We start from the raw sequence: 12,091 nt of genomic DNA, 5'->3' as shown, positions 1-12,091 counted from the left end.
GTTAGGCCTGCCGCCAGCGTTCAATCTGAGCCATGATCAAACTCTTCAATTTAAGATTTTGTCGGCTCAATGAATACTGACTTCAAAACTGTCCCTTACTTAAAAAGTAAGAAGTAATTTTAAAGCTATTATCGTTCCAACAGAACGATAATGAATTTTGACTGTGTGACAGTAAGCGAACTTACTACCCTTAGGTCACGTGTTCATTGAAAACCATTTTACTTCCGAAGAAGTGGTTCGTTTCTACTTTGCAGCAGAAGCAAACATAATGATTATCATCAACAAGTGTCCACACAGATTGATATAGGTCTATATTGTTAAAGAGCTTGTTTTGAGGCTTGCTCAAAACGGACGGCCATTTTAGCTAGATAAGCTTCAGTGTCAAACACTTTTTAAAACTTATTTTGCTAAGCTCATTGAGCTTGATAGCCTTCTGACTCGTTCTTGGTTTTTGTTGAACCGTTCCCGTGTCAGCGAGGGTGCATTATAGAGATCGGCGTCTCATTGGCAACCCTTTTTTTCGTATTTTTTCTATTTTATTTTCGTTCGGTCAGAAACAATACAAAGTGATTTAAAAGTATACTTTGAATGGCTAAAGTTGATGGAATTTGTCAGCAAACAATGCCACTTTATCCCAGTTGGTATACTCAACCTCTTTCGTTGTATCGGTTTCTCCCCCAGTCATCTTCATAATGAACTTAATCATGAACCGATCGAAGACATTATATCGAGGGTAATAGAGGGCACCTGCAAACACACCAATTAATGAAGGCTGCCAAGGTGATTTTTTCAAGAAGGTTTTGATGTATGCACTCCCTTCCGGCGTATCCTTTCCTTGGTCTTCTTTTCTAGCCGTGAGGTTGACACAAAAAAATGCAACCTGACTCTGGTCTAATTGCTTGCAATGGCGCTCAATAAACTGATAGAGCTTTTTGTTTAAATGGCCGTAACGAATAGAGGCGCCAATCAGGACTCGCTCGTAATTAGACAGATCTATATCACCCACGGTATTTAGATCGATAAATTCAGCCTCACTGTCACTGCATTGCGTCGCAATACGTTCAATGATTTTTTGAGTTTGTCCTTCTCTTGTCGAGTACAGATAAAGCACCTTCGCCATAAGACTTCCTTAGCTACGCCAAAATGCAGGCGTTAATAAAATAAGTAGTGTGAATATTTCTAATCGACCGAAGAGCATGGAGACAATCAATATCCATTTGGCACTGTCATTAACTTCGCCAAAATGAACCGCAACCTCACCCAGACCTGGGCCTAAATTGTTCAGCGTCGCCGCAACGGCAGAGAAAGCACTTAATTCATCCATACCTGTCGCAATCAACGCAAGCATACAAACAACAAACACCAGCGCGTAAGCAGAAAAGAAGCCCCATACCGCATCAACAACCCGTTGCGACAGTGCGGTTCCACCAACCTTAATGGTGTATACCGCTCTCGGGTGTACTAAGCGTTTCATTTCACGAGCGCCCTGCAATGTTAGCAACAAGATACGAATAACTTTCATACCTCCTCCCGTTGAACCTGCACAACCACCTATAAAAGAAGAGAACAGCAGTAACACTGGTAAAAAGAGCGGCCACTCTGAAAAACCGGTGGTGGTAAACCCTGCTGTCGTCGATATAGAAACAGATTGGAACAAAGCCTGATCAAACGCGTCATAGAAGGATTGATACGAATGGTGTTCAAGGAGAATCAAAAAGCACACCAAGAACAATACTAACTGAATGAATAAGAAAGCGCGGAATTCAGGGTCCTTCCAGTAGTACTTGGGATGAACACCACCAGATGAAAAAGCGGCAAAGTGCAGGGAGTAGTTACAAGCAGAAATTAATAGAAACACAACGGTGATCATATTAATAGCATGACTATCAAAATAACCCATACTGGCATCATGTGTCGAAAAGCCACCAATAGCGATGGTTGAGAAACTATGAGCAATAGCATCAAATGGTGTCATCCCTGCCACCCAAAACGCTGCAGCACAAGCAATGGTCAAACTTAAGTAGATATACCATAGCGCCTTTGCAGTTTCAGCAATACGTGGGGTCATCTTACTATCTTTCACTGGACCTGGAATTTCAGCGCGATATAACTGCATGCCCCCGATACCCAATACTGGCAAAATAGCGACGGCAAGAACGATGATTCCCATCCCACCAAACCACTGCAGCAATTGACGATAAAACAAAATTGCCTTGGGTAATTCATCGAGACCAACAATTACGGTCGCCCCTGTTGTCGTTAATGCAGAGAATGATTCAAAGAAAGCATCGGTTATCGACACATTGGGATAGTCTGAAATCAGGAAGGGTAACGCGCCTGCGCTACCAATTACCGTCCAAAACAACACAACAATAAGAAAGCCATCTCGCGCTTTTAACTCATGTTTATGTCTTCTATTGGGTAACCAAAAAAACGCCCCACATATAAGGAGGACAAAAAATGTGGTAACAAAAGGAACGCCCGCACCATCACGGTAAATTAATGCGACGAGTGCAGGCGCTAACATAGAGACACTAAAAAGTGCTAGTAGCAGCCCAACAATGCGGATAATGGATCGAAATTGCATAGTGTATTGAATGAAGCAAAGCTTCTATTACTTCCTAGTTGTTTTCAAATAAGGAGACCATCGCCTTGGCTCCACTCTTATTAATAATGCTAAGCGTGAGTGCATCAACTTGATTCACTTCAACTTCAACAATCAATACGACTTTTTCACTGTACTCTGAAGCAATCTCTAATGCACCAAACTTACTTAATTCAGACTGAGCAATCGCTATGAATCCATAGTCTAACTCTACTCGTAAACGAGTGGTTATTTTTTTTTCTATTGTTTGAATTAACTTCAGTGCTTGCTGAACGCCGCCGCCATAAGCTCTCACTAGGCCACCAGTACCCAGTTTTATGCCACCAGAATAACGAGTCACGACTGCCGTTAGTTCACCAATACCAGAACCGCTGAGCTGAGCCAAAATCGGCTTCCCCGCCGTGCCAGATGGTTCGCCGTCATCACTAAAGCCCCACATCATCGAATTTTCAGGCCTACCTGCGACAAAGCCCCAGCAATTGTGGCGAGCACCACTGTGCTGAATCTTCACCTGTTGAACAAACGCTTTTGCTTCGTCAATACTTGGGGTATGGCTAATTTGAGTAATAAAGACACTTTTCTTAATCTCTTCTTCAAAAATAACCGACTGCTCTGGAACTGGGTATGCGCTTGAGTTCATTGGTTTTTAAAGCCGTGTCGCCTAAAAGGGGTATTCTATCACGCAAGGATTCGATTGACTCCAAGAACGGACATTGCTCATAATGTTAAACAGTTGTTTAAAAAATGTATTGAAATTTATTCGATACGCGTTCACACTGAAGCAACTGGTCTAACCAGATCCATAATAATTACCGCTTCACTCAATCATGGATTGTCTGTCACGGAGAACGACAATGATTTACCAATCTGACACCCTACAGGTAAAGGAAGTACGCAACGGCATTGCTGAGCTGTGCTTCAGTGCATCAAATTCAGTCAATAAACTGGATCTCGCTACGCTAGAATCGCTTGATAAAGCCCTCGATTCGGTGGCGCAATGGGACGGTTTAAAAGGCTTAATCCTAACCACTGACAAGAACGCCTTCATCGTTGGCGCTGATATCACCGAATTTTTAGGCCTGTTCGCGAAACCAAAAGCAGAGCTTACAGAGTGGCTACAGTTTGCGAACAACATCTTTAACAAGCTTGAAGATTTACCCGTACCTACTCTTGCCGCGTTAAAAGGACATGCACTAGGTGGCGGCTGTGAATGTGTACTTGCTGCCGATTTCCGCATTGGTGACAAGACCACCAGCATTGGCTTACCCGAAACCAAGCTTGGTATCATGCCGGGCTTTGGCGGCACGGTTCGACTGCCAAGAGTTATTGGTGCCGACAGTGCCATGGAAATCATTACCCAAGGCAAAGCATGTCGAGCACCTGAAGCATTAAAGCTTGGCTTGCTAGATGCCATTGTCGAGACCGATTCATTACATGACTCAGCAATTAACACCATTGAACTTGCCATCAATGAAAAAATTGATTGGAAAACTCGCCGCCAACAAAAACTCTCACCTCTGACGTTAAGTAAGCTCGAATCTATGATGAGCTTTACTATGGCGAAAGGGCTTGTGGCACAAAAGGCGGGCCCACATTACCCTGCACCGATCACAGCAGTAAAAACCATCGAAAAAGCGGCACGTTGTCATCGAGATGAAGCACTGAAAATTGAAGCCGACTACTTTGTTAAGCTTGCCGGTTCCGATGTATCAAATGCCCTTGTCGGTATTTTCCTCAACGATCAATACATCAAAGGGCTTGCTAAAAAAGCCGCGAAGTCAGGTAAAGAAACGCAGCGGGCCGCCGTGCTGGGCGCTGGCATTATGGGGGGTGGCATTGCATACCAATCCGCCTTAAAAGGCGTGCCTGTGATAATGAAAGACATCGCCCAAGCTTCCCTAAACCTTGGTATGGAAGAGGCTTCTAAATTACTCAATAAGCGTCTAAAGCGTGGACGTCTTGATGGGTTTAAAATGGCCGGCATTCTTTCTTCTATTACACCAAGCCTACACTATGCCGGTATTGAGCAATCCGATGTTATCGTTGAAGCGGTAGTTGAAAACCCAAATATTAAAGCCGCGGTATTAACGGAAGTTGAAAAATTGGTTTCTGACAACACCGTCATAGCTTCAAACACCTCTACCATCCCGATTGATGTGTTAGCTAAGTCCTTATCACGTCCAGAAAACTTCTGTGGCATGCACTTTTTTAACCCCGTGCATCGAATGCCTTTAGTCGAAATTATTCGTGGTAAACAGACCTCAGAGGAAACCATCAACCGTGTTGTCGCTTATGCCGCGAAAATGGGTAAATCTCCGATTGTCGTCAACGACTGTCCTGGGTTCTTCGTCAACCGAGTACTGTTCCCTTACTTTGGCGGCTTTAGTCAACTCGTCCAAGACGGCGCTGATTTTATCCAGATAGATAAGGTGATGGAGCGTAAATTTGGCTGGCCAATGGGACCTGCCTATTTACTTGATGTCGTTGGCATCGATACCGCTCACCATGCACAAGCGGTAATGGCCGAAGGCTTCCCTGAACGCATGGCAAAAGAGAGTCGAGATTCGATAGACGTGCTCTTTGAACAACAGCGCTTTGGGCAGAAAAATGGGTCTGGCTTTTACACCTACACTACAGACAAACGTGGTCGTCCGAAAAAAACACCAAGCCCTGATGTCGCTAGCCTTCTTGAAGCGGTATCTCAACCAAGCCAATCCTTTGATGATGACACCATCATTCAACGCATGATGATTCCAATGATCAATGAAGTGGTGCTATGTCTAGAGCAAAACATTATTGCTTCTCCTCAAGAAGCCGATATGGCGCTAGTGTACGGTTTAGGATTCCCTCCTTTCCGAGGTGGCGTATTCCGTTACTTAGATACTATTGGCATTGCTAACTATGTTGAGATGGCAAAACAATATGAGTCGCTCGGTGCGATGTACCAAGTACCAAGTACCCTGATTGATATGGCGGCCTCTGGTGAGTCATTTTATAGTCAGCAACAAGCAAACTCACTGTAGCCACCAACTGGAAGAGGAATTATCAAAATGAAAAATGTTGTCGTTGTTGATTGTCTTCGTACACCCATGGGGCGCTCCAAGGGTGGTGCATTTAGACACACGAGAGCTGAAGATCTGTCAGCTCATTTGATGAAAGGAATTCTTGCTCGCAACCCTGCCGTCAATCCGCATGAAATAGAAGATATTTACTGGGGATGTGTACAACAGACCCTTGAACAAGGCTTCAACGTGGCTCGTAACGCTGCATTGCTTGCTGGTCTACCAATTGAGATCGGTGCCGTTACGGTAAACCGATTGTGTGGTTCATCTATGCAAGCTCTGCATGATGCTACACGCTCTATTATGGTTGGAGATGCTGACATCTGTCTGATCGGTGGTGTGGAGCATATGGGTCACGTGCCTATGAATCACGGGGTTGATTTTCACCCACAGCTCTCTAAGAACGTTGCGAAGGCAGCTGGCATGATGGGACTTACCGCTGAAATGTTAGGCAAGCTTCATGGTATCAGCCGTGAACAGCAAGATGAATTTGCCGCTCGAAGCCACCAGCGTGCACAAGCGGCTACCGTAGAAGGACGCTTTAAAAATGAAATTCTACCGATAGAAGCACACGCCGAAGATGGATCTTTGTTTACCCTAGATTTTGATGAAGTGATTAGGCCAGAAACCAACGTAGAAGGTCTATCTAAGCTGCGCCCGGTCTTCGACCCTGCGAATGGAACTGTGACAGCAGGCACGTCTTCAGCTCTCTCTGACGGCGCTTCCATTATGCTAATTATGAGTGAAGAGAAAGCCAAAGAGCTTGGCGTTAAAATCCGCGCGAAAATACGCTCAATGGCTATTGCTGGTTGCGATCCTTCTATTATGGGATACGGTCCTGTTCCAGCAACGCAGAAGGCGCTAAAACGTGCTGGTCTGCATATGGAAGACATCGATATAGTTGAACTTAATGAAGCTTTCGCCGCGCAATCCCTACCTTGTGCGAAAGATCTCGGTCTACTCGATGTCGTTGACGACAAAGTGAACCTGAATGGTGGTGCGATTGCACTCGGGCACCCACTAGGGTGTTCAGGATCTCGCATCTCCACAACACTGATCAATATTATGGAAGACAAAGACGCAAAATATGGCCTAGCCACTATGTGTATTGGTCTAGGCCAAGGTATTGCCACTATCTTTGAACGACCGTAAACATTACCACTCGAAAAAGGCCCCTTTATGGGGCCTTTTTATATTTCAACATGCACAAAACGCATAGACTGAATGTTCAAGTTTCATTGTTTTTTTTTATCATTCTCACCTAGACTCAATGACAGTTTAAAAGACCAATCCATTTGGAGCACACTATGTTCAAAGCACTTGTACTAAATCAAGAAGACAAAAAAACCATCGCTTCTGTGTCGCAGATTGATGAATCTCAACTTCCTGAAGGCAACGTAAAGATAGATGTAAAATATTCATCACTAAACTACAAAGATGGATTGGCAATTACCGGTAAAGGGCGCATTGTTCGTAACTTCCCTATGGTTCCTGGTATTGATTTATCTGGTGTTGTCTCACAATCCGATGATCCTCGTTACAAAGAAGGCGACGAAGTTGTTCTTACTGGATGGGGCGTTGGTGAAGGTCACTGGGGTGGCATGGCAGAAAAAGCAAGCCTGAATGGTGACTGGTTAGTCCCAATGCCGGAAGGCCTAGACGCTCATAAAGTCATGGCAATTGGCACGGCAGGTTTCACCGCGATGCTTTGTGTTCAAGCTATCGTAGATGCGGGCATCAAACCAGAAGATGGCGAAGTATTAGTGACAGGTTCAAGCGGCGGTGTTGGTAGCGTAGCTATTACACTATTAAGTCAACTGGGCTACAAAGTCGCAGCAGTAACAGGTCGCGCCAGTCAAAATGGTGCGTTACTCACTTCGCTTGGTGCTTCGCGCATTGTTGAGCGTAGTGAATTAGAAGATCCAGCGAAGCCTCTAGAGCGCCAAGTTTGGGCTGCCGCTGTAGATACTGTTGGTAGCAGCATGCTCGCTAAAGTACTTGCTCAAATGAACTACAACGGTGTTGTTGCCGCATGTGGTTTGGCTGGCGGTTTTGACCTACCAACAACTGTAATGCCGTTTATTCTACGTAATGTTCGCCTACAGGGTATTGATTCTGTTATGTGCCCACGAGAAAAACGCATTAAAGCTTGGGAGCAACTATCTGAACTACTCCCTGAAACCTATTATGCACAAGCAAGCAAAACCGTCGATTTAGAGCATGCCATTCAAGCGGCTGAAGATATTACCAATGGTGCCATTACTGGCCGCGTAATCATCAAGCTTTAAGCGACTCCACTCGACGAGAAAATATAAAGCTCGCTATCACATAGCGAGTTTTATATTACTAGACACACATAAAACGCCGTCAAAACCTTGCGCTCATTGACGACCTGATGTCCATAACTTAAGCCAAACCAACATCATCAATACGTTTGGTAATTAGTTTGCCGCACTCTTCCTTCACGATGGTTCTCAACCATTGTTGAGATTCCGACGTATGACAGCGCGAATGCCAAATCAACGAATAATCAAATGGTGTAAAAGCAAAAGGAAGGGGCTTAATCACAAGATCATAACGCTCTGCAACCAAGTAAGCTAAATCAGCAGGTACCGTAATAATGAGTGGCATACGATCAACTATCGCTAATGCCGCCTCCAAATGATATGCACGAAGCACCATTTTTCGAGGTTTTTGATTAATCAGTGCGGCATCCAACAGCGCTTTGACGCCATCACTAATCGCAATCATGGCATGAGGTGCATGCACATAATCTTCCAAAGAAAGTGGTCTATCAGCAAGAGGATGCTGTTTAGATACTAAACATGATACGCCCACAGGCCCTAGCACGTCTTGGTGTAAGGGGGAAACTAACCCTGCAGGGCGGCAAATAGCCATATCCACTTTATCTGTGCTCAACTGCTTAAATAGATTCTCGTGCTGTAATGGTGCAAACTCTAATGAAATATTAGGAGCAAGCTCGTAAATCTTTGGCAGCGCATACGGTAAGATCGTCTGCATCGCATAATCCGTTGTCGCAATCAAAAAGCGCTCATTACAGTAATAGGGATCAAACTCACTCGGCGTCAGCAATTGTCGAAACGACTCTAACGGCTGGTCAATTTGTTTGCAGATCTCTAGCGCCTTGCTTGTTGGGATAATACGCTGCCCTTGGCGAGTAAATAAAGGGTCATCAAGTAGCTCACGTAAACGACCTAGTACTCGGCTGGTTGCGGACTGACTCAAATTTAGTCGAATAGCCGCCTGACTGACACTCCCCTCTTCCACCAGCACTTTTAATGCGACTAACAAATTCAAATCACGGCGATAAATATCTTCGAGTTCCATTGATGAGCTCCTAACTAGGTCTCCCTATAGTCTACACCTGCTCATAACGGGTTTATCAAATTTTAGGCAAAAAAATCCCGCCTTTCAGCGGGGAAGCCCAAGAAATTGGGGATAGTGTCGGAATTCGTTTGTCATTAATAAATATCGAACAATGATGTAGCAATAATGTTAATTATTGTTCTCTTCAGCTACGTCTTGCCATTGTCTCATTTCAATCCACATCGCCACTATAGAAACGCTCAACCCGATAAGCGGCATCAACGTAGGCTCTCCTGATGTCTTTAACACCAAGGCACAAAAAGAAATAAAACAGAGTAAAGCATAAATCGTTAATCTATCTAAAATGGTCAACACGGCTACTCCTTAGCGCTTTGTTACCAACTTGTTAAATTAAGTTAAAACAAAAAAAACCATTTGCCAAGAGTTATTGCATATTTTTTCGTCGTAAGTAGAATTCAATCAGATTTTAGACGAGAAAGAGCCATATAATGACAATCAATACCCAGCTAGCCACGCACACATTAGAAGCAGAAGGCTTGCGCTGCCCAGAGCCGGTGATGATGGTCAGGAAGACAATTAGAAAAATGGATGATGGTGACGTGCTGCTTGTCAGTGCCGATGACCCGTCAACAACTCGTGATATTCCAAGTTTTTGTCGCTTTATGGATCATCAATTGCTAGGTGAGCAAACGGAGTCTCTGCCGTATCTCTATCTCATAAAGAAGGGCGCGTAGTAGTATTAATACAAAGGGACAAAATGTAAAAAGGCTGCCAGAGGCAGCCTTTAATTATTCATCATATTCCAGCGTTCTGATCTCAGACTGAAGCGCTTTAATCTGCTTTTGCATGGCTCGAATATCACTATGCATAGGTATCAAGTGCTGCACCCGAATCCAAGATTCAACGGCTAATGCCGTCATGATAATCGCACCCACGACCATCGGTAGCCACATATCAGTCAATACCATGCCTAATAATGTCAACACCAGACCAACGGTAAATAAAGCGCTTTGATTTTTAGCGGTCATTCCTGTGTAACGTGTCAGCATATGTTGCCCTCTCGCTTAGGATCCACACTGTTAAATTACCATGACAAGCATGACACTAATATGTCAGTCATCACGGTTTTCAGTAGTGAAAAGCGCTTCGCAAACAAAATGTATCAACACCATTTTATTGATACTATTCACTAAAAAAATGCCGCACCACATGCCAACCCAACAAACAACAATGCGGTTACTTTACGTATCCAATTTAAGGGCAATCGATCAGCTGAAAACTGACCAATCAATACTACTGGGACGTTCGCTAATAACATGCCAATCGTTGTACCGATAATGACCAAAAGCAATGCATCTGCATACTGCGCCCCCAAAATTGACGTCGCGATTTGCGTTTTATCACCAATCTCGGCAATAAAAAAAGCAATAAAACTCGCAACAAAAGGGCCTCGGCTAGATACCCCTTCTTCGTCATCTAATTTGTCCGGAATGAGAACCCAACCCGCCATCAAGAGAAAGCTCACAACTAACACCCACTTTAATACTTCAGGTGATAAATAGTCGGCCACCACAACCCCTAGCCATGCAGCCAAAGCATGATTAGCGATCGTTGCTAAAAAAATAGCGGTGATAATAGGAATTGGTTTTCGATACCGGCTGGCCAGTAACAAGGATAATAATTGGGTCTTGTCACCGATTTCGGCTAAAGCCACTGTAGTAATAGATAATGCTAAGACACTCACGACATGCTCTAAGGGGCAGGGATTATAATTATTAACCATAGATAAACCTCGCGCCCCACCCCGGTTCACGATGCTTATCTAAGGTCTTGCTAAACGAATTCGCTGTTCGTCTCATACACCATGGTGAATGTGCACCAATTATGTTGACGTATGAATCAAAGCTGTGTGACAGACTTTGATAAGCTACTCCCCAAAGATGGGCGCATTCTAAACATTCAACTCATAAAATTCAATAATCTCTGTCCCTAGGCTGCGGCGATCATTAAGTAAATAGGAAAAAGTCCGTTTTTTTACCTGTCTGATGATTAATTAACCACCTTTGCCCCTACTCCCATTGGGAATAACTCGGTATACTTGAGCGTTATTTTTATCCGTTTTTAGACAGAACTTTCATTTAGAGAATTGCGCGAACAAACTATGCAAAAATACGATATCAAAACCTTCCAGGGAATGATCCTCGCGCTGCAGGATTATTGGGCTCAAAATGGTTGTACGATTGTTCAACCGCTAGATATGGAAGTAGGTGCTGGCACCTCTCACCCAATGACATGTCTACGTGCACTTGGCCCAGAGCCAATGTCTACGGCATACGTTCAACCTTCACGTCGTCCGACCGATGGTCGCTATGGCGAAAACCCGAACCGTCTGCAGCACTACTATCAATTCCAAGTAGCTCTAAAACCATCTCCTGACAATATTCAGGAACTGTACTTAGGCTCTCTTGAAGTACTTGGTGTCGATCCGCTGGTTCACGATATTCGTTTCGTAGAAGACAACTGGGAAAACCCTACATTAGGTGCATGGGGCCTTGGTTGGGAAGTATGGCTAAACGGCATGGAAGTAACTCAGTTTACTTACTTCCAACAGGTTGGCGGCCTTGAGTGTAAGCCTGTCACCGGCGAGATCACTTACGGTATCGAGCGTCTAGCAATGTACATCCAGGAAGTAGATTCTGTTTACGACCTAGTATGGAACGTAGCACCAGACGGTTCTAACGTGACTTACGGTGACATCTTCCACCAAAACGAAGTTGAGCAATCCACCTACAACTTCGAGCACGCAGATGTAGATTTCCTATTCACTTTCTTCGACCAGTGCGAGAAAGAGTGTAAAGAGCTACTTGAGCTTGAGAAGCCACTGCCGCTTCCAGCTTACGAGCGCATTCTAAAAGCAGGTCACGCATTCAACATTCTTGATGCGCGCAAAGCTATCTCTGTAACAGAGCGTCAACGATACATCCTTCGTATCCGCAACCTGACTAAATCGGTTGCCGAGGCGTACTACGCGTCACGTGAAGCGCTTGGCTTCCCAATGTGTAAGAAGGACAAATAA

12 protein-coding genes and 1 riboswitch are annotated in these 12,091 nt (G+C 44.4%); of the genes, 5 read left to right on the top strand and 7 right to left on the bottom strand.

All coding sequences use genetic code 11. From position 1 onward, the window contains the following. Positions 1-592 precede the first annotated feature (592 nt). Genes hemG through L4D74_RS22670 form a run of 3 tightly spaced genes read right to left on the bottom strand, consistent with a single transcriptional unit; the run spans position 593 to position 3,245 of the window. Positions 593-1,120, bottom strand: a complete 528-nt coding sequence (gene hemG / locus L4D74_RS22680) for a menaquinone-dependent protoporphyrinogen IX dehydrogenase (protein WP_428754718.1) — start codon at positions 1,118-1,120, stop codon at positions 593-595. A gap of 9 nt (positions 1,121-1,129) precedes the next feature. After that, positions 1,130-2,587: a TrkH family potassium uptake protein gene (locus tag L4D74_RS22675; protein ID WP_265677708.1), complete on the bottom strand. Its 1,458-nt coding sequence runs from the start codon at positions 2,585-2,587 to the stop codon at positions 1,130-1,132. Positions 2,588-2,621: 34 nt separating this feature from the next. Then, positions 2,622-3,245, bottom strand: a complete 624-nt coding sequence (locus L4D74_RS22670; protein WP_265677709.1) for a YigZ family protein — start codon at positions 3,243-3,245, stop codon at positions 2,622-2,624. Between the two features lie 214 nt (positions 3,246-3,459). Here L4D74_RS22670 and fadB point away from each other — a divergent pair, with 214 nt between their 5' ends. The 3 genes from fadB (at position 3,460) to acuI (ending at position 7,955) form a co-directional block, all read left to right on the top strand. After that, positions 3,460-5,628 carry a fatty acid oxidation complex subunit alpha FadB gene (gene fadB, locus L4D74_RS22665; protein ID WP_428754717.1) on the top strand — a complete coding sequence of 723 codons (2,169 nt, stop codon included), beginning with the start codon at positions 3,460-3,462 and terminating at the stop codon, positions 5,626-5,628. A 27-nt stretch (positions 5,629-5,655) separates the two neighbouring features. Continuing rightward, a complete protein-coding gene (fadA, locus tag L4D74_RS22660; protein WP_265677711.1) occupies positions 5,656-6,819 on the top strand; it encodes an acetyl-CoA C-acyltransferase FadA in 1,164 nt (387 codons plus the stop codon). 155 nt (positions 6,820-6,974) lie between these two features. Then, positions 6,975-7,955: an acrylyl-CoA reductase (NADPH) gene (gene acuI / locus L4D74_RS22655; RefSeq protein WP_428754716.1), complete on the top strand. Its 981-nt coding sequence runs from the start codon at positions 6,975-6,977 to the stop codon at positions 7,953-7,955. Between the two features lie 118 nt (positions 7,956-8,073). Here the strand turns inward: acuI and L4D74_RS22650 are convergent, their stop codons facing one another. Both L4D74_RS22650 and L4D74_RS22645 read right to left on the bottom strand, forming a co-directional pair. Then, the gene (locus L4D74_RS22650; protein ID WP_428754715.1) at positions 8,074-9,015 is read right to left on the bottom strand and encodes a LysR family transcriptional regulator; all 942 of its coding nucleotides are present in this window, start codon (positions 9,013-9,015) and stop codon (positions 8,074-8,076) included. 168 nt (positions 9,016-9,183) lie between these two features. Beyond that, the gene (locus tag L4D74_RS22645; protein WP_428754714.1) at positions 9,184-9,369 is read right to left on the bottom strand and encodes a hypothetical protein; all 186 of its coding nucleotides are present in this window, start codon (positions 9,367-9,369) and stop codon (positions 9,184-9,186) included. 134 nt (positions 9,370-9,503) lie between these two features. Here L4D74_RS22645 and tusA point away from each other — a divergent pair, with 134 nt between their 5' ends. Beyond that, positions 9,504-9,749: a sulfurtransferase TusA gene (tusA, locus tag L4D74_RS22640; protein WP_428754713.1), complete on the top strand. Its 246-nt coding sequence runs from the start codon at positions 9,504-9,506 to the stop codon at positions 9,747-9,749. A gap of 54 nt (positions 9,750-9,803) precedes the next feature. Here the strand turns inward: tusA and L4D74_RS22635 are convergent, their stop codons facing one another. Then, positions 9,804-10,064: a hypothetical protein gene (locus L4D74_RS22635; protein WP_428754712.1), complete on the bottom strand. Its 261-nt coding sequence runs from the start codon at positions 10,062-10,064 to the stop codon at positions 9,804-9,806. A 140-nt stretch (positions 10,065-10,204) separates the two neighbouring features. Continuing rightward, positions 10,205-10,759 carry a TMEM165/GDT1 family protein gene (locus tag L4D74_RS22630; RefSeq protein ID WP_428754720.1) on the bottom strand — a complete coding sequence of 185 codons (555 nt, stop codon included), beginning with the start codon at positions 10,757-10,759 and terminating at the stop codon, positions 10,205-10,207. Positions 10,760-10,850: 91 nt separating this feature from the next. Next, positions 10,851-10,963, bottom strand: a riboswitch (yybP-ykoY riboswitch). Positions 10,964-11,176: 213 nt separating this feature from the next. On the opposite strand from L4D74_RS22630, the gene glyQ reads away from it, so the two are divergent. Continuing rightward, on the top strand, positions 11,177-12,091 hold the full coding sequence (gene glyQ, locus L4D74_RS22625; protein WP_017632669.1) for a glycine--tRNA ligase subunit alpha: 915 nt from the start codon (positions 11,177-11,179) through the stop codon (positions 12,089-12,091).

Source organism: Vibrio cionasavignyae (genome assembly GCF_050337155.1).
GTDB lineage: Bacteria > Pseudomonadota > Gammaproteobacteria > Enterobacterales > Vibrionaceae > Vibrio > Vibrio nomapromontoriensis.
Note: the sequence above shows the minus strand (reverse complement) of the source record. Positions and strands in the feature narration are given on the sequence as shown.